At 65.3% G+C, this 17,691-nt stretch carries 19 protein-coding genes and 1 other RNA gene; 7 read left to right on the top strand and 13 right to left on the bottom strand.

Annotation, left to right across the window (positions count from 1 at the left end; all coding sequences use genetic code 11):
* Positions 1–4: 4 nt before the first annotated feature.
* The 8 genes from AC1DOP_RS21205 to garD form a co-directional block, all read right to left on the bottom strand.
* Positions 5–1,276, bottom strand: coding sequence for a glycerate kinase type-2 family protein (locus tag AC1DOP_RS21205; RefSeq protein ID WP_477253163.1), 1,272 nt, complete (start codon positions 1,274–1,276; stop codon positions 5–7).
* On the bottom strand, positions 1,273–2,166 hold the full coding sequence (gene glxR, locus AC1DOP_RS21200; protein WP_477253161.1) for a 2-hydroxy-3-oxopropionate reductase: 894 nt from the start codon (positions 2,164–2,166) through the stop codon (positions 1,273–1,275). The genes AC1DOP_RS21205 and glxR overlap by 4 nt, the downstream gene beginning before the upstream one ends.
* Before the next feature lie 29 nt (positions 2,167–2,195).
* Positions 2,196–2,978: a 2-dehydro-3-deoxyglucarate aldolase gene (gene garL, locus AC1DOP_RS21195; protein WP_477253159.1), complete on the bottom strand. Its 783-nt coding sequence runs from the start codon at positions 2,976–2,978 to the stop codon at positions 2,196–2,198.
* 27 nt (positions 2,979–3,005) lie between these two features.
* A complete protein-coding gene (gene gudD, locus AC1DOP_RS21190) occupies positions 3,006–4,346 on the bottom strand; it encodes a glucarate dehydratase (protein WP_442123563.1) in 1,341 nt (446 codons plus the stop codon).
* A 26-nt stretch (positions 4,347–4,372) separates the two neighbouring features.
* Positions 4,373–5,665 (bottom strand): MFS transporter, encoded by a 1,293-nt coding sequence (locus tag AC1DOP_RS21185; RefSeq protein ID WP_442123623.1) that lies wholly within the window; start codon positions 5,663–5,665, stop codon positions 4,373–4,375.
* Positions 5,666–5,853: 188 nt separating this feature from the next.
* Positions 5,854–6,762, bottom strand: a complete 909-nt coding sequence (locus AC1DOP_RS21180) for a LysR family transcriptional regulator (protein ID WP_442123562.1) — start codon at positions 6,760–6,762, stop codon at positions 5,854–5,856.
* Between the two features lie 12 nt (positions 6,763–6,774).
* Positions 6,775–7,848: a porin gene (locus tag AC1DOP_RS21175; RefSeq protein WP_477253156.1), complete on the bottom strand. Its 1,074-nt coding sequence runs from the start codon at positions 7,846–7,848 to the stop codon at positions 6,775–6,777.
* Between the two features lie 108 nt (positions 7,849–7,956).
* Positions 7,957–9,525, bottom strand: a complete 1,569-nt coding sequence (gene garD / locus AC1DOP_RS21170; protein ID WP_442123560.1) for a galactarate dehydratase — start codon at positions 9,523–9,525, stop codon at positions 7,957–7,959.
* Between the two features lie 100 nt (positions 9,526–9,625).
* Between garD and AC1DOP_RS21165 the strand changes: the two genes are divergently transcribed.
* Positions 9,626–10,378 (top strand): FadR/GntR family transcriptional regulator, encoded by a 753-nt coding sequence (locus tag AC1DOP_RS21165; protein ID WP_477253154.1) that lies wholly within the window; start codon positions 9,626–9,628, stop codon positions 10,376–10,378.
* A gap of 83 nt (positions 10,379–10,461) precedes the next feature.
* Complete coding sequence (locus AC1DOP_RS21160) at positions 10,462–10,680, top strand: hypothetical protein (RefSeq protein WP_442123558.1); 219 nt, start codon at positions 10,462–10,464, stop codon at positions 10,678–10,680.
* On the opposite strand, the gene AC1DOP_RS21155 is transcribed toward AC1DOP_RS21160, so the two are convergent.
* Complete coding sequence (locus tag AC1DOP_RS21155) at positions 10,670–11,887, bottom strand: MFS transporter (RefSeq protein WP_477253152.1); 1,218 nt, start codon at positions 11,885–11,887, stop codon at positions 10,670–10,672. The two genes, AC1DOP_RS21160 and AC1DOP_RS21155, sit on opposite strands and share 11 nt — an antisense overlap.
* 75 nt (positions 11,888–11,962) lie before the next feature.
* On the opposite strand from AC1DOP_RS21155, the gene AC1DOP_RS21150 reads away from it, so the two are divergent.
* On the top strand, positions 11,963–12,754 hold the full coding sequence (locus AC1DOP_RS21150) for an AraC family transcriptional regulator (RefSeq protein ID WP_442123556.1): 792 nt from the start codon (positions 11,963–11,965) through the stop codon (positions 12,752–12,754).
* Positions 12,755–12,939: 185 nt separating this feature from the next.
* Here the strand turns inward: AC1DOP_RS21150 and AC1DOP_RS21145 are convergent, their stop codons facing one another.
* The 4 genes from AC1DOP_RS21145 to groES form a co-directional block, all read right to left on the bottom strand.
* Positions 12,940–13,380, bottom strand: a complete 441-nt coding sequence (locus tag AC1DOP_RS21145) for a hypothetical protein (RefSeq protein WP_477253149.1) — start codon at positions 13,378–13,380, stop codon at positions 12,940–12,942.
* Positions 13,381–13,586: 206 nt separating this feature from the next.
* Positions 13,587–14,009 (bottom strand): hypothetical protein, encoded by a 423-nt coding sequence (locus AC1DOP_RS21140; protein ID WP_477253147.1) that lies wholly within the window; start codon positions 14,007–14,009, stop codon positions 13,587–13,589.
* Between the two features lie 92 nt (positions 14,010–14,101).
* Positions 14,102–15,748 carry a chaperonin GroEL gene (groL, locus tag AC1DOP_RS21135; protein ID WP_442123553.1) on the bottom strand — a complete coding sequence of 549 codons (1,647 nt, stop codon included), beginning with the start codon at positions 15,746–15,748 and terminating at the stop codon, positions 14,102–14,104.
* A 39-nt stretch (positions 15,749–15,787) separates the two neighbouring features.
* Positions 15,788–16,078, bottom strand: a complete 291-nt coding sequence (groES, locus tag AC1DOP_RS21130; RefSeq protein ID WP_052233260.1) for a co-chaperone GroES — start codon at positions 16,076–16,078, stop codon at positions 15,788–15,790.
* 287 nt (positions 16,079–16,365) lie between these two features.
* Here groES and AC1DOP_RS21125 point away from each other — a divergent pair, with 287 nt between their 5' ends.
* The 4 genes from AC1DOP_RS21125 to AC1DOP_RS21110 all read left to right on the top strand — a co-directional run bounded on the left by AC1DOP_RS21125 (position 16,366) and on the right by AC1DOP_RS21110 (position 17,686).
* Positions 16,366–16,617, top strand: coding sequence for a hypothetical protein (locus tag AC1DOP_RS21125; protein ID WP_442123552.1), 252 nt, complete (start codon positions 16,366–16,368; stop codon positions 16,615–16,617).
* A complete protein-coding gene (locus AC1DOP_RS21120; protein WP_442123551.1) occupies positions 16,614–16,925 on the top strand; it encodes a cell division protein ZapA in 312 nt (103 codons plus the stop codon). Before AC1DOP_RS21125 ends, AC1DOP_RS21120 begins: the two co-directional genes overlap by 4 nt.
* A gap of 44 nt (positions 16,926–16,969) precedes the next feature.
* Positions 16,970–17,150: non-coding RNA, 6S RNA (gene ssrS, locus AC1DOP_RS21115), on the top strand.
* Positions 17,151–17,221: 71 nt separating this feature from the next.
* Positions 17,222–17,686 carry an EVE domain-containing protein gene (locus AC1DOP_RS21110; RefSeq protein WP_477253144.1) on the top strand — a complete coding sequence of 155 codons (465 nt, stop codon included), beginning with the start codon at positions 17,222–17,224 and terminating at the stop codon, positions 17,684–17,686.
* The last annotated feature ends 5 nt before the right edge of the window (positions 17,687–17,691 follow it).

Genomic DNA, 17,691 nt, shown 5'->3' with positions numbered 1-17,691 from the left:
ACGGTTATTCCACCAGCACCGCCCGAAAATCGTTCACGTTCGTGAGCGTCGGCCCGGTCACCACCGAATCCCCAAGCGCCCCGAAGAAGCCGTGCCCGTCGTTGTCCTGCAGCGCATCGGCCGGCCTGATTCCCAGCGCCCACGCCCGCGCCAGCGACTCCGGCGCCAGCACCGCGCCGGCGATCTCTTCCTGGCCATCGACGCCATCGGTATCCCCGGCCAGCGCGTGGATGCCCGCCTGACCCTCAAGCGCCAGTCCCAGCGACAGCAGGAATTCGACATTCCGTCCGCCGCGTCCCTGGCCGCGCACCGTCACCGTGGTCTCGCCGCCGGACAGCATTACGCAGGGTCTGGCGAAAGGCTGGTTGTAGTCCGCCACCTGGCGCGCCATGCCCGCCATCGCCTTGCCGACGTCGCGCGCTTCGCCCTCGATCGCATTGCCGAGAATGAAGGGCGTGATGCCGGCTTCGCGTGCGACCGCGGCCGCCGCTTCCAGCGCCATCTGCGGCGTCGCGATCATCCGCGTCTCGCAGCGTGCCAGGCGCGGGTCGCCCGGCTTGACCGATTCGCCGCGTCCGCTCTCCAGCACTTCGCGCACCGCCGCCGGCAACTCGATGCCGTAGCGGCGCACGATGGCCAGCGCGTCAAGGCAGGTGGTCGGGTCGCCGACGGTCGGGCCGGAGGCGATGTCGCAGGGACGGTCGCCCGGCACATCCGAGATCAGCAAGGTGACCACGCGCGCCGGATGGCAGGCCGCCGCCAGCCGTCCGCCCTTGATTGCCGACAGGTGGCGCCGCACGGTGTTCATTTCACCGATGGTGGCGCCGGAGGCCAGCAGGGCGCGGTTGACCGCCTGCTTGTCTTCCAGCGTGATGCCGTCGAGCGGCAAGGGCAGCAGCGAGGAGCCGCCGCCCGAGATCAGGCAGATCACGGTGTCATCAAGCGTCAGGCCGCCGACCAGTTCCATCATGCGCCCGGCCGCGCGCAGGCCGGCTTCGTCCGGCACCGGATGCGCGGCTTCGACGATCTCGATGCGCTGGCAGGGCACCGCATAGCCGTAGCGCGTGACTACCAGGCCGGAGATCGGCCCGCGCCAGTGCTGCTCCAGCGCCCGCGCCATCGCGGCCGAGGCTTTGCCGGCGCCGATCACGATGGTCCTGCCGGCGCCGGGCTCGGGCAGGTGCGGCGGCACGCAATGTCCGGGCTGCGCGGACTCGATCGCAGCGTCGAACATCTTCAGCAACAGCTGGCGCGGGCTCGAATGCGGCGCGTTCATTTTTGCTGCTGGCCGATTTCGAAATTCGCCATCATTTCCAGCGCGCGCACCATGCCCGAGTGGTCCCAGCCGGCGCCGCCGTGGGCCGCGCAGCTGTTGAACAGTTCCTGCGCGGTGGCGGTGTTCGGCAGCGAGACGCCGATCGCGCGCGCGCTCGACAGCGCCAGGTTCAGGTCCTTCTGGTGCAGTTCGATGCGGAAGCCCGGGTCGAAGGTGCGCTTGACCATGCGCTCGCCGTGCACTTCCAGGATGCGCGACGCCGCGAAGCCGCCCATCAGCGCCTGGCGCACCTTGGCCGGATCGGCGCCCATCTTCGATGCGAACAGCAGGGCTTCGCCCACCGCCTCGATGTTCAGGGCGACGATGATCTGGTTGGCCACCTTGCAGGTCTGGCCGGCGCCGTTCTCGCCCACCAGGGTGATGTTCTTGCCCATCAGTTCGAACAGCGGCTTGACGCGGTCGAAGGCCGCTTCCGAACCGCCCACCATGATGGTCAGGCTGGCCGCCTTGGCGCCGACTTCGCCGCCGGAGACCGGGGCGTCGACGTAGTCGCAGCCGAGGGCCTTGATGCGTTCCGCGAATGCCTTGGTCTCGACGGGGGAGATCGAGCTCATGTCGACCACCACCTTGCCCGGCGACAGACCTTCGGCCACGCCGTTCTCGCCGAACAGGGCCGATGCCACGTGCGGCGTATCCGGCACCATTGTGATGATGACGTCGGCGTTCTGTGCCACTTCGCGGCTGGAAGCGCAGGCCTTGCCGCCTGCCTCGACCAGCTCGCCCGGCACGCTGCCGTGGGTGTACAGGAAGACTTCGTGGCCGGCCTTGATCAGGTGGCCCGCCATCGGGGTGCCCATGATGCCCAGGCCGATGAATCCGATTTTGCTCATTTCCTTATCTCCGTATCTGTTCGTGTCTTTTACAGCGCGTACTTGTCGCGCAGGCCCTGGGTGGCGGCGCGGAACAGGCCCTGGTCGCTGCCGACGGCCACCATGGTCGCGCCCATCTCGATGTAGCGGCGGGCGTCGCTTTCCACCGGCGCCAGGATCCCGACCGGAATGCCGGCGGCCTTGGCGGCGGCGAACACGCGCTGCATCGCTTCCTGCACTTCCGGATGGCCGGCATTGCCCAGGTAGCCGTAGCCGGCCGCCAGGTCGGACGGGCCGATGAAGACGCAGTCGACGCCGTCCACCGCGCAGATGGCCTCGATGTTGGCGACCGACACCCGGCTTTCGATCTGCAGCGCCACCGTGATGTTGCGGTTGCTGACATTGTGGTAGTCGGGGATGGTGCCGAAGCGGTTGCCGCGCATCGACACCGACACGCCGCGCACGCCTTCCGGCGCGTAGCGGGTCGCGGCGATGGCCTGGGCCGCTTCCTCGGCGGTCTCGACGAAGGGGATCAGGAAGTTGTAGAAGCCGGCGTCGAGCAGGCGCTTGATCTGCACCGTGTCGTTCGACTGCGGGCGCACCACCGGCGCGCTCGGGCTGTCCTTCAGCGCCATCAGCTGCAGGATGAAGCTGTTCAGGTCATTCGGCGAGTGTTCGCCGTCGAGCAGCAGCCAGTCGAAGCCGGCCAAGCCGAGGATCTCGGTGGTGAAAGGGTTGGCCAGCGAAGACCAGCAGCCGATCAGCTGTTTGCCCTCGCGCAGGTCTTGCTTGAAGCGGTTCGGGATGCCGCTGTAGGGAGTGGTGGTGTTCATGATGGTCTCCGGTTAGCGGAAAAATGATCAGCGCACCAGGCAGGGGCGCTTGTTGTCGAAGGTCCAGTTGGGGACCAGGAATTGCATTGCGGCGGCGTCGTCGCGCGCGCCCAAACCCATGTTCTTGTAGGCCTGGTGCGCCTTTTCCAGCTCGGCCTCGTCGATCTCGATGCCCAGGCCCGGCTTCGACGGAATGCGGACCAGGCCACCCTCGATCTTGAGCGGTTCTTTGGTCAGGCGCTGGCCGTCCTGCCAGATCCAGTGGGTATCGATGGCGGTGACCTTGCCGGGGGCCGCGGCGCCGACGTGGGTGAACATGGCCAGCGAGATGTCGAAGTGGTTGTTCGAGTGCGAGCCCCAGGTCAGGCCGAACATCTCGCACAGCTGGGCCACGCGCACCGAACCCTGCATGGTCCAGAAGTGCGGGTCGGCCAGCGGAATGTCGACCGACTGCAGCTGGATCGAATGGGCCATCTGGCGCCAGTCGGTGGCGATCATGTTGGTCGCGGTCGGCAGGCCGGTGGCGCGGCGGAACTCGGCCATCACTTCGCGGCCCGAGAAGCCGCCCTCGGCGCCGCAGGGATCCTCGGCATAGGCCAGCACGCCGTGCTTGTCGCGGCACACGCGGATCGCTTCCTTGAGCGACCAGGCGCCGTTCGGGTCCAGCGTGATGCGGGCATCCGGGAAGCGCTCGTGCATGGCGACGACGGCTTCCATTTCCTCGTCGGCGGACAGCACGCCGCCCTTCAGCTTGAAGTCGTTGAAGCCGTAGCGTTCGCGCGCCGCTTCGCACAGGCGCACCACGGCTTCCGGCGTCAGCGCTTCTTCGTTCCGCAGGCGGAACCAGGCGCTGCCGGCGTCCGGCTCGCTGCGGTAGTCCAGGTTGGTCTTCTTGCGGTCGCCGACGTAGAACAGGTAGCCCAGCATCTCGACGGCGTCGCGCTGCTGGCCTTCGCCCAGCAGGCTTGCCACCGGCACGTTCATGAACTGGCCCAGCAGGTCGAGCAGGGCCGACTCCACCGCGGTGACGGCGTGGATCGTGGTGCGCAGGTCGAAGGTCTGGTTGCCGCGTCCACCGGCATCGCGGTCGGCGAAGGCCTTGCGCATCGCATTCAGGATGTTGTTGTACTCGCCCAGGGTCTTGCCGACGATGAGGGGTTTCGCATCCTCGATGGTCTGGCGGATCTTCTCGCCGCCCGGCACTTCGCCCAGGCCGGTATTGCCGGCGCTGTCGGTGAGCAGGACGATGTTGCGGGTGAACCAGGGGCCGTGGGCGCCGGAGAGGTTCAGCAGCATGCTGTCCCGGCCGGCCACGGGAACGACGCGCAGGTCGGTGACGACGGGGGCGCCGGATACGTAAGTAGTCATGGATGCGTCCTTTGAAACTTGTAGATTTACTTTGCGATCAGCGATTTGCTCAGGCTGACGCGCTTGATGTCGCCGACGATGAACAGGTAGCAGGCGATCGCCAGTGCCGCGTTGGCGCCGACGAAGACCAGCGCGCCGGAGAAGGAACCGGTGCCCTGCACGATGTAGCCGATGACGATCGGGGTGGTGATGCCGGCGGTGTTGCCGAAGGTGTTGAACAGTGCGCCGCTCAAGCCGCCGGCTTCCTTCGGCGAGGTGTCCGACACCACCGCCCAGCCCAGCGCGCCGACGCCCTTGCCGAAGAAGGCCAGCGACATCACGGCGACCACCAGCATGTCGGTCTCGATATAGTTACAGGCGATCATGCTCATCGACATCAGCATGCCGAGCACGATCGGCACCTTGCGCGACACCGACAGCGAATAGCCGCGCTTGGCCAGGCGGTCCGACAGCCAGCCGCCGCTCACGCCGCCGATGAAGCCCGCGATCGCCGGCAGCGAGGCCACGAAGCCGGCCTTCAGGATGGTCATGTGGCGCTCCTGCACCAGGTAGACCGGGAACCAGGTCAGGAAGAAGTAGGTGAGGGTGGTGATGCAGTACTGGCCGATGTACACGCCCAGCAGCATGCGGTTGCCCAGCAGTTCCTTGATGGCGGCGAAGGTGTTGACCTGGGCCGGGGCTTTCTGGGCGCCGTCGAGGTCGACCAGGGCGCCGCCTTCCTGGATGTATTTCAGTTCGCTCTGGCTGACCGAGGGATGGTCCTTCGGTGCGTAGATGACCTTGAGCCAGACGAAGGCCATCACGATGCCCAGGCCGCCCATCACGTAGAACACGCTGTGCCAGCCGTAGGAATGCACCAGCCAGCCCATGATCGGCGCGAACAGCACGGTGGCGAAGTACTGTGCCGAGTTGAAGATGGCGGCGGCCAGGCCGCGCTCGTTGGTCGGGAACCATGCCGAGGCGATCCGGCTGTTACCCGGGAAGGAAGGCGCTTCGGCGGCGCCGACCAGCAGGCGGAGGGTGAACAGCATGGCCACCGCGGCGCCGCCGGCGACGAAGCCGGTGGCGCCGGTCAGCATCGTGAAGACCGACCACAGGAAGATGCTGAAGAAGTAGGTGATCTTGGAACCGAAGCGGTCCAGCAGCCAGCCGCCCGGCAGCTGGGCGATCACATAGGACCAGGCGAAGGCGGAAAACACGAAGCCCATCTGGACCGCATCCAGGCCGAGTTCCTTCTTGATGCCCGGCGCGGCGATCGAGATCGTGGCGCGGTCGGCGTAGTTGATGGTGGTGATGACGAACAGCATGGCGAGAATCATCCAGCGCGTGCGGGTCTGGACTTTGGCGGCGCTGGCAGCCCTGATGGCTTGTGCTTGTTCCACAAGTGTCTCCTGATGTCGTTGTATCGCTCCGGCCGGCGGCAGGAGTCCGATCGATGTATGTTTTTATGACACCAATCTTAGTCCGCCAATCATGCTCAACCAAACCAATGACTGTCTGAATCGATTCAAGAATTGGATCGTTGGCCGCGTACGAATGCAGGCAGGATATCGCGCCGGAAGATGTCCAGGATCGGATTGTTATTGTCGCGGCGGTAGGCGCAGATGGTCTGCACGGGCTCCGGCGGCTCGGTGGCCATCGTGCGCAGTACGACCCCGCGCAGCTGCAGGCGGGCCGCCGCGGTGGGTATCAGCGCCACGCCCACGCCCGAGCTGACCAGGGCCAGCATGGTGTGGATCTGGCCGATGTGCTCGACCACGTCGGGCGTCACGCCGGCGGCGTCGAAGCAGTTGTTCAGCAGCTGGTAGAAATAACGCGCCTCGTAGGGCGAGTACATCAGGAAGGGCTTGCCGTGCACGCAGGCCAGGGTCGGCCGCTCCGGCCAGTCGGCCGCCTCGCGCTCGGGAATCGCCAGCATCAGTGGTTCCGTCGCCATCAGCACGGTCTCGAGTTCGCCGTGGCGCGCGTGGGGGCGCATCAGGCCGATGTCGAGCTGGCCGCTGTCCAGCCCTTCGAGCTGGGACGTGGTGACCAGTTCCTTGAGCGTGAGCGAGATGCCGGGCGCGCGCTCGCGCAGGCGCCGCACCAGGTCGGGCAGCGGGCCGTAGCCGAAGGCGGCGGTGAAGCCGATCGCCAGCGAGCCTTGTTCGCCCTTGGCGACCCGGCGCGCAGTCACCACGGCCTCGTCGGCCATGCGCAGGATGCGCGCGGCTTCGGGAAAGAAGGCCTTGCCGGCCGCCGTCAGGCGCACGCCGCGGCTGCTGCGGTCCAGCAGGCGGGTGCCGACGTGGTGTTCGAGCAGCTGGATCTGGCGGCTCAGCGGCGGCTGCGTCATGTTCAGGCGCTCGGCGGCGCGCCCGAAATGCAGTTCCTCCGCCACCGCGACGAAGCAGCGGATCTGGCTGATCTCGAACATCCAGTCTCCTTTTTAAAAACTATGGCGGATACCCAGGTTGTAGCCGGTGTTGCCGGTGCCGGTCTCGGTATTGTTTGCCACAGTGTAGCCTGCGCCGTTCTTGTTATCGATATGGGCGTAGGCCGCGTACAGGCCGGTGCGCTTGGACAGGCCATACAGGTAGCCGATGCCCCAGGAATTGGCGTCCTGGTTGAAGCTGGTGCGGTCGTCCTTGTGCATGACCGAAGCCATCAGCGTGCCCGGGCCGATCGCCGCGGAGATGCCCAGCAGGACCGAGCGTCCGTCTAGCGACGGGGTCGGCTTGACGCCACCGTAAGGATTGTTGGCATTGCCCAGCGTGGCGGCATTGAAGCCCTTGTCGATGCCGTAGGCGAAGCGCAGGGACACCATCTGCAATTGCCAGGCGGCGGTCAGGAGGGTATTGCGGCCCAGCGAGCGGCTGACGAAGGGCGCGCTCGCGGTGGCGGTGACGTCGGTGTTCTTGCTGTTGTAGGCCGCGCGCAGGACCAGCGGGCCGTTGGCGTAGCCGATCGCGCCGCCGAACTGGCGGCCGGTCGAGGCATCCGGCTGCTCGCCGAAGGCATAGGCCAGTTCGCCGTCGAAGCCGTTCAACTTTGGCGATTTATAGGTGATCGTGTTGCTGGTGCGGACGTTGGTGCCGTTGTCCGGGAACAGGTTTTTCGAGGTGCCCGCATAGCCGGTGCCGAAGGGGTCGACCGCGGCCAGCGCCGTGTGCCAGGGCGTGTACTGGCGGCCCAGGGCCACCTGGCCGGCACGCGTATTCAGGCCGACGAAGGCCTGGCGGTTGAAGATGGTGCCGGCAGCGTCGACCTCGCCGGTGTCGATCTTGACGCCGGTTTCCAGCGTGAAGAAGGCGGACAGGCCATTGCCGAGGTCCTCGGTGCCGCGGAAGCCGATGCGCGAGGCCGAGGCGGCGCCGCTGGTGAGCTTGGTGGACGGGCTGGCGACGCCGCCGTGCTCGCCGACGATGGCGGCGTCCACGATGCCGTAGATCTGCACCTGGGTCTGGGCCTGTGCTGCCGCGCCGGCGGCGAGGCTGACGATCAGTGCTGCTGCTTTCTTCATGCTGCTGTCTCCTGTCTGTTGTTATGGGTAGGGGCGTGCGCCGGCCGCGCCGGCTTTTGACAAGCCGGTCGCAGTCGCTGCTTGGGTGAAAACGGGGCTTACTGGTGCTTACGTCACAGGGGCCGGATTGAACAGCGCCAGCGCGTTATGCAGGCGCCAGTGCTCGGCCCAGGTTTTCTTGCGTCCGCTGGCGACGTCGAGGATGAAGTGGAACAGCTCCCAGCCGACATCCGGGATCGTCGCTTCGCCGGTGGCGATGCGGCCGGCGTTGATGTCCATGAGGTCGTGCCAGCGCCGCGCCAGGTCGTCGCGGGTGGCGACCTTCACCACCGGAACCGCCGCCAGGCCGTAGGGCGTGCCGCGGCCGGTGGTGAACACGTGGACGTTCATGCCGGCGGCCAGCTGCAGCGTGCCGCAGATGAAATCGCTGGCCGGGGTGGCGGCATAGATCAGGCCCTTCTGCTCCAGCTTCTGGCCCGGCGACAGCACGCCGGTGATGGGCGCCGTGCCGGACTTGATGATCGAGCCCATCGCCTTCTCGACGATGTTGGCGAGGCCGCCCTTTTTATTCCCCGGCGTGGTGTTGGCGCTGCGGTCGACGCCGCCGCGCTTCAGGTATTCGTCGTACCAGGCCATCTCGCGGATCATGGCCTGGGCCGTGGCTTCGTCGATGGCGCGCGCGGTCAGCTGGTCGATGCCGTCGCGGACTTCCGTCACTTCCGAGAACATCACGGCGGCGCCGGCGCGCACCAGCAGGTCGCTGGCGAAGCCCACCGCCGGATTCGCGGTCACCCCCGAGAAGGCGTCGCTGCCGCCGCACTGCACGCCGACCACCAGATCGGAAGCCGGACAGGTCTCGCGGCGGCGCGCATTCAGCTCCATCAGGTGGCGCTCGGCGGTGTCCATGATGTTTTCGATCATGGAGCCGAAGCCGACGTGGGCGTTGTCCTGCAGGCAGACGTGGTCGGGGCCGTTCACGTCCTTGATCGGCATGGAAGAGGAAAGTCCAGCGGCCGGGAACAGGCGCCCCGGCTGCAGCTTTTCGCAGCCCAGGCTGACCAGCATGGCGCGGCCGCCGAAGTTCGGGTTCTTCGCGATATTGCGCAGGGTGCGGATCGGGATCTCGGCGCCCGGCGCTTCGATGGCGACGCCGCATCCATAGGTGTGGTCGAGGCTGACGACGTCGTCGACGTTCGGGTACTTCGGCAGCAGTTCGTCCTTGATGCGCCTGACCGCGAACTCGACGACGCCGGACACGCACTGCACCGTGGTGCTGATGGCGAGGATGTTGCGGGTGCCGACCGAGCCGTCCGGGTTGCGGTAGCCTTCGAAGGTATAGCCTTCGAGCGGGGGCAGGGCTTCGGGGCGGATGGTGGCGATGGGCAGGTTGTCCAGCTCGCGCGCCGGCGGCATGCCGACCAGGGATTCCTCGATCCACTGGCCCGGCTCGATGTCGCGCAGCGCGTAGCCGATGGCAACGTTGTAGCGAAGGATGGCGTCGCCTTGCGGGATCGGGCGCAGCGCCACCTTGTGTCCTTGCGGGATCTTGTCCTTCAACACCAGTCCGTCGGGGAAGACGGTGCCGGCGGGCAGGCCGCCATCGTTCGCGACGATGGCGACGTTATCGTTGTCGTGCATCCGGATGCTGCGTGGCGTTCCGGTCGTGTGTGCGTCCATCTGAGTGCCTCCGTGCTGCCTGATTAGTGATGCGTCAGTTGTCTGACGTCTTACAAGTTAAGGGCCAGTATAATCAGGCATTCCTAAAATAGCAATCGACATGATGCTCTCCCCAGCACCTCGTAAACACCGCAATCTGGCCCAGCTCGTGGTGGCCCAGCTGACCGAGCACATCCGCAGCGGCGAGCTGAACCCCGGCGACAAGCTGCCGACCGAAACGGAAATCATGGCGGAACAGGGCGTGAGCCGCAGCGTGGTACGCGAGGCAATCTCTCGCATGCAGGCGGCCGGCCTGGTCGAGACGCGCCACGGCATCGGCACCTTCGTGCTGCCGCCGGCGCCGCCCATCATGGGTATCGATCCGGCCACCGTGGTGACGGTGCGCGACGTGATCGCGCTGCTGGAATTGCGGATCGGCCTGGAGACCGAGGCGGCCGGCCTGGCGGCGGCGCGCCGCACCGAGTCCCAGCTGGCGGAGGTGAGGACGGCGCTGGCGGCCCTGCAGCAGGCCGCGCGCCGCGGCGAGGACACCGTCGAGCTGGACCAGCGCTTCCACCTGGCGATCGCCCAGGCGTCCGGCAACGAATACTTCCGCGCCATCCTGCAGCACCTGGGCGCCAACATCATCCCGCGGGCGCGCATCAATTCGGCGCGCCTGACCCATGCCGATCCTGTGGCTTATATGGAACAGGTGGGGCGCGAGCACGAACAGATCGTCGACGCCATTGCGCGCGGCGATGCGGAGTCCGCCCGGGCGGCGATGCGCCTGCACATCGGCAACAGCAGGGAGCGCCTGCGCAAGGCCCAGGAGTCGCTGGAGGCGGCCCAAGGTAGGGAAACCCTGTCGATGTAAGATGTCTGACAAGTTCGCCGTACGGCTGAATCGTGCGGCAAGCGAGCTGTCATACAATCAAGCTTCTTACCATGGAGCTTGCCATGCCAATCTACCGCGTCTGGTACCGGGATAACCCTGAACCCTTGCAATTCGCTGCGCCGAACCGCTGCAGCGACATGGAAATCCTCGAGCACATTCTGGCTCAAGAAAAAATCGCCCCGGCCGGCACGGAGCCGACCTTGAGCGAGATCATCGAGAAGAATCGCCTGGCGCCGGTGCGCTATACCGAGGACGAGAGCGAGCTCAACGTTATCGAGTAGGGCGGGCCTTCTCCATATTCGGCAGCAGGGCCGCCAGGATCCCCAGCAGCGGCAGGAAGGACGCGATCCGGTACACCTGCTCGATGCCGGCGACGTCGGCGATCTGCCCCATCGCGGCGGCGCCGATGCCGCTGATGCCGAACATCAGGCCGAAGAAGATCCCGGCGATCATGCCGACCTTGCCCGGCACCAGCTCCTGGGCGAACACCACGATGGCCGAGAAGGCCGAGGACATCACCAGGCCGATCACCACCGACAGCACGGCGGTCCAGCCGAGGCTGGCGTAGGGCAGGGCCAGCGTAAATGGCGCCGCACCCAGGATCGAGACCCAGATCACGCGCTTGCGGCCGATGCGGTCGCCGATCGGGCCGCCGGCGAAGGTGCCGATCGCCACCGAGGCCAGGAACAGGAACAGGTACATCTGCGCGGTGTCGACCGGCACGTGGAACTTCTCGATCAGGAAGAACGTGTAGTAGCTCGACAGGCTGGCCATGTAGATGTACTTCGAGAACACCAGCATCGCCAGCACGGCCAGGGCCTGGATCACGCGCTTGCGCGGCAGCGCCGGACCCGCGTGGGCGGCCGCCTTCTTCGGCGCGCTCTTGAGGTGGCTGCCGTACCAGCGGCTCACGCCCACCAGCACCGCCACCGCCAGCACGATCAGGACCGCGCACCAGGCGAACTTGCCGTGGCCGCTGCCCATCAGGATCGCGGCTGCCAGCAGCGGGCCGAGGGCCGAGCCGAGGTTGCCGCCGACCTGGAACAGCGACTGGGCGAAGCCGAAGCGTCCGCCCGAGGCCAGGCGCGCTACCCGCGAGGCTTCCGGATGGAAAGTCGAGGAACCGACGCCGATCAGGCCGGCGCCCACCAGCAGCATGCCGAAGCTGCCCGCCACCGACAGCAGGCCCACGCCGATGAGGGTCATGCACATCCCCACCGGCAGCAGGAAGGGTATCGGGCGCTTGTCGGTGTACAGGCCGATCCAGGGCTGCAGCAGCGAGGCGGTGCACTGGAAGGTCAGGGTGATCAGACCCACCTGGGCGAAGCTGAGCGCGAATTCCTGCTTCAGCAGCGGATAGATGGCCGGCAGCGCGGCCTGCACGCAGTCGTTCAGCAGGTGGACGAAGGCGACCGAGAACAGGATCTGCAGCACGGTGCCCGAGGCCGCGGCTTTGGTGGGTGCAGGAGTGGAAGTCGTGGAGCTCATGGCGATGAATGATCTGGAAAGCCTAGGAGTGTAATATGGACAGTCCGAACGCATATTCCACTTTTCGTCGCCCAAGTGACACTCACACCCTCTCCCCGCTATCGCCCGCGTTTCATCGCGCTGCCGCGCAAGGTTACCGCGGTGCCGTCCGAGGCCCGCCACGGCGACATGATCGAAGCCCACAGCCACCCCTGGGTGCAGCTGCTGTACGCCAGCGACGGCCTGATGCGGGTGCGCACGGAACTGGGCGTCTGGATCATCCCGCCGCGCCGCGCCCTCCTGATCGCGCCGGGCGTGCTGCACGAGCTGACCATGCTCAGCAACGTCAATATGCGCACCCTGTACATCGATGCCGAGGCGGGCGGCAGCCTGGTCGAGGATTGCAAGGTGCTGGAAGTGAGCCCGCTGCTGCGCGAACTGATTCTGGCGCTGGCGCAGGAGCCGGTCGACTATCCGCCCGAGGGCCGCGGCGGCGACCTGGCGCGCCTGATCCTGTCCGAACTGGCGGCGATGGAGACGGTGCCGATCGCCGTCCCCTGGCCGCGCGACCGCCGCCTGCAGGCCTTGTGCACGGAGATCATGGCGCAGCCGGGCAGCCCGCGCCGCCTGGAAGACCTTGCTTTGGACGCCGGCGCCAGCGCGCGCACCTTGATCCGCCTGTTCCCGAAGGAAACGGGCCTGCATTACCGCCAATGGGTGCAGCAGGTCCACCTGGCCCATGCCTTCGAGATGCTGGCGCGCGGGGAAAGCGTGGGCGCGATCGCGCGGGCGCTGGGCTATGCCAGTCCGAGCGCGTTCACGAGCATGTTCAGGCGATTGCTGGGCAGGACGCCCCAGCATTACCTGGCGGAGTGGAAGGGAAGTTAGGAAGCGATTCAGGAGCCGCCGGCCGGGGGAGGAGTGGGCACTGCCACATTCGCATGCGACGGCACCGCGCGGCCAGCGGCGCTGATTACGATAAGCGCATCAACCTGCAGGCGGTTTGTGCTGAATCAATCTCAATCAAATTACGTCGCCCGCGTGGCTTAATCACCGCGCAGGCGGGGCCAAGCTTATTTAAGTTCAACGTGCCGGATATTCCGCCGCCATTCCGACAGCGACTGCAAGGTATCCGTTTCCCCATCCTCGACCAGGATCTCGTCGCCATTCTTCTCGACCAGGAAGCTGGCGCGGCGGTGAATGTCCTGCTTGCGGTTTTCCACGAAGCTGAGCTGGTAATAGGCCTTGCCCTCGATGACGCGCGGCGCCGGATCGTCCTCGATCACGGCGCCGTGCACCTTGCCTTTCGAGCTCTTCTCGATCTGCTCCGACCACGTCTTGATCTCAGGCAGCGCCATCAGTTCGGCGACGGCCTGGTCGCGCGTGCGGGTGGGGGCGGCGGGCGTCTCGGCGACGGCCGGCTTGGGCGGCGGCGTTTCTTCGCGCTTGCAGGCGGCAAGGGCGCACAGGGCGAGGAGGGCGGCGCCGATCAGGCGGACAGGACGTGTGGACATGGGTGAAAACATTGTGGACCAAGGACCAGTCTACACCCAGCATAGTCTTATGGGCAACTTATCGCAGGAACACATCCAGTGTCGGAAAGGCGGCCTCGGCGCGGATGCAATTCCACAAGCAGGAGGTCGCAATCGGCAGCATAGTCGCGCGACAGCTCTGCCGCTCCGCAGTCTCGCAGGTAATGCAGGGACCAGATCACGCCGGCTCATCCCTCCAGTTGCAGCCCATGCTGCCGGCACCACCCTTCCAGCGCAACCCGGGTCTCTTCTTCGCGGAAGCGATACCAGGAATCGAGCAGGCCGCGTTCCTCGACCAGGCGGGCGAACCTGTCGTAGCCGTCGCCGCGTTCGAACAGCTCGCGCACCCGGTCGCGGTCGCCGGCCAGGTGGGTGGCGGCGAAGCGGAACATCAGTTCGCGGCCCAGGCCCAGCGTGCTGGCGGCGGGTACGGACACATAGGCGTCGCCGGCGTCGAAGTCGCCCGGCACTGGCGCTTCCTCGTCCATGTAGTCGTCGTTCAGCAGGTGGATCATGCCGGTGTCGCGCGCCACCAGCGCCTTCGCACTGCCTTCGCCGTCGTCGACCAGGATGGCCGCGTTTTCCAGTTCGTCCAGTTTTACCGATGGCATCGCTCGTCTCCCGGAATGAAAAAAGCCCGCGGGGCGCAAACCCCGCGGGCCTTACTTTACTACTCGGTTGGCTGTGGAGCCGTCCGGCTTGATTACATCATGCCGTCCATGCCGCCCATGCCACCCATGCCACCCATACCGCCCATGCCACCGGCCGGCTTGTCTTCGGCGATGTCGGAGACCATGCAGTCGGTGGTCAGCATCAGGCCAGCGATCGACGCTGCGTTCTGCAGTGCCGAGCGGGTGACCTTGGCCGGGTCCAGCACGCCCATTTCGACCATGTCGCCGTAGGTGCCGTTGGCGGCGTTGTAGCCGTAGTTGCCGGTACCGGCCAGCACGGCCGACACGACCACCGACGGCTCTTCACCGGCGTTCTGGACGATCATGCGCAGCGGCTCTTCCATGGCGCGCAGGACGATCTTGATGCCGGCTTCCTGGTCCGGATTGTCACCTTGCACCTTGATTGCAGCGCGGGCGCGCAGCAGGGCCACGCCGCCGCCCGGGACGATGCCTTCTTCGACGGCAGCGCGGGTAGCGTGCAGCGCGTCTTCCACGCGTGCTTTCTTCTCTTTCATCTCGACTTCGGTAGCGGCACCGACGCGGATCACGGCAACGCCGCCGGCCAGCTTGGCAACGCGTTCCTGCAGTTTTTCGCGGTCGTAGTCCGAGGTCGCTTCTTCGATCTGGACGCGGACCATCTTGACGCGTGCTTCGATCGCTTCAGCGGCGCCAGCGCCATCGATGATGATGGTGTTTTCCTTGCCGACTTCGATGCGCTTTGCCTGGCCCAGTTCAGCCAGGGTGACCTTTTCCAGGGTCAGGCCGACTTCTTCGGCGATGACCTGGCCACCGGTCAGGATGGCGATGTCTTCCAGCATGGCCTTGCGGCGGTCGCCAAAGCCCGGGGCCTTGACGGCGACGGTCTTCAGGATGCCACGGATGTTGTTGACCACCAGGGTCGCCAGGGCTTCGCCTTCGATGTCTTCGGCGACGATGACCAGCGGACGGCCAGCTTTGGCAACTTGCTCCAGCACCGGCAGCAGGTCACGGATGTTCGAGATCTTCTTGTCGCACAGCAGGACGAACGGGTTCTCGTGAACGGCAACCTGCTTGTCCGGGTTGTTGATGAAGTACGGCGACAGGTAGCCGCGGTCGAATTGCATACCTTCGACGATGTCCAGCTCGTCGTTCAGCGACTTGCCGTCTTCGACGGTGATGACGCCTTCCTTGCCGACTTTTTCCATCGCTTCAGCGATGCGCTCGCCAACCGACGAATCCGAGTTGGCCGAGATGGTGCCGACTTGGGCGATCTCTTTCGAGGTGGTGGTCGGCTTGGCGATCTTCTTCAGTTCTTCGACGGTCGCTGCGACGGCCTTGTCGATGCCGCGCTTCAGGTCCATCGGGTTCATGCCGGCGGCAACGAACTTCATGCCTTCGCGCACGATGGCTTGCGCCAGCACGGTCGCGGTGGTGGTGCCGTCACCGGCGTTGTCGCTGGTCTTCGAAGCGACTTCCTTGACCATCTGCGCGCCCATGTTCATGAGCTTGTCTTTCAGCTCGATCTCTTTCGCGACCGAGACGCCGTCCTTGGTGACGGTCGGGGCGCCGAACGAACGGTCCAGCACCACGTTGCGGCCTTTCGGGCCCAGGGTGACTTTGACTGCGTTGGCCAGGATGTTCACACCCTCGACCATCTTGGCGCGTGCCACATCGCCGAAAATTACGTCTTTAGCTGCCATTTTATTAATTCTCCGTATTCAGGAAAGTGTTTGGACTGATTACTGGGCCACGACGGCCATGATGTCTTCTTCGCGCATGACCAGCAGTTCCTCGCCGTTGACCTTGACGGTCTGGCCCGAGTACTTGCCGAACAGCACGCGGTCGCCGACTTTCACTTCCAGCGGACGGACGTTGCCGTTTTCTTGCACTTTGCCGTTGCCCACGGCGAGAATCTCACCCTGGTCCGGTTTTTCGGCCGCTGCATCGGGGATGATCAGGCCGGACGCAGTTTTGGTTTCCTGGTCGAGACGCTTCACGATCACGCGATCGTGCAATGGGCGAAGGTTCATGCAAAACTCCTTTGATTGTTGATTGACTGTTCGTTTGATAACCGCCCCGGTATCGGCTGCGGTGCAAAGAGTTGTTAGCACTCTTCACTAACGAGTGCTAATTATAGGGACGATAATTTCCCATTTCAAGCGGTGATGTTGGGGATTTGCCAGTCTTTTTTGATGTTCCGCAAGCGGATCGACCCGCGCGGGGTAGGAAAGCGCAGAAGCCTACCATTCATTTCTTGAAACCCGCGCACGGCACGGCATCTGTTGACGAAAAATCGATCCCGATCCTATAGTTATGGATGATTTCCGAATTCCAAGAACTGTCCGATAAAATCGACCGCCTCGCCCAGCTGGCCCAATCGCTGCGCAGCGAGAACTATTTGCTGCGCCAGGCCAACGCCCTGCTGAGCGCGGAGAACGTCGATTTCAAGAACCGGCTGCTGCAGGCCCAGCAACGCGTCGAAGCGATGCTCGCCCAACTCGAACCCGCCGAGGTGTCCGTCGACGAGGACGCCTCCGCCAACTCTGACGACGAGGAGGCCGCGCAATGATCCAGCTCGATGTGCTCATCATGGGCCAATCCTACCGCCTGGCTTGCCGGGAAGGCGAACAGCAGACCCTGCGCGAAGCGGTCCACTACCTCGACAGCAAGATGTGCGCCCTGCGCGACTCGGGCAAGGTCAAGGGAACCGACCGCATCGCCGTCATGGCCGCGCTGTCGGTGGCTGCAGAATTCCTGTCCGTGAAATCGCCGCAAGGCCCGCTCGGCGACCAGTCCATGCTGGAGGTCAAGCAGAAACTGGAAGCGATGAACTCGGTGCTGGATCAGGCCCTGGCGCCGCAGGAAAACCTGTTCTGAGATCAAATTCGTTTGACATGCCGGTTCATCGTAGTAAACTGGCGGCTACCCTGCGGTGTTCGAGATTTGCCATATATTCCTTGAACCATTCAATCGCATAGGTTGCGGAACATTCTCGGTGGGCGTGATCGTCACTAGTTTGACGAACCCGAAATTGAGCTGACTGTGACCACCTTGAGCCGTCAGGTTCGGGATGCCGGCAAAAACGGCACAGGCGGGGCTACAATCGGAGCGGTTGCGACACTTTATGTGCGCAGCCGCTTTTTTATTGTCCACGTTCTTTTGGAGTGAACCGCATGCGCTACTGGTTGATGAAATCCGAACCCGATGAAGTCAGTTTCGACGACGTCCTGAATGCGCCAGACAAGACAGTCGCCTGGTTCGGGGTTCGCAACTACCAGGCCCGCAATTTCATGCGCGACCAGATGGAAGTCGGCGACGGCGTCCTGTTCTATCACTCCAGCTGCGCGGTGCCGGGCGTGGCGGGCATCGCGCGGGTTGCCAGTACCCCGTATCCGGATGCCTCGCAGTTCGACGCAAGCAGCCCTTACTTCGATCCGAAGGCCACGCGCGAGAATCCGCGCTGGATCTCGGTGGACGTGCAGGCGGCCGGCCAGGGCCGCTACCTGCCGCTGACGGCGCTGCGCGGCGTGCCGGAACTGGAGGACATGGTGCTGCTGCAGAAGGGCAGCCGGCTGTCGATTTCTCCGGTGACGCCGGGGCAGTGGAAGAAGATCCTCGACATGGCCGGCGTCAGCTGACGTCG

The organism is Massilia sp. 01N410, from assembly GCF_056399665.1.
The sequence above is the reverse complement of the archived record's forward strand: the minus strand, read 5'-3'. Positions and strand labels throughout refer to the sequence as shown.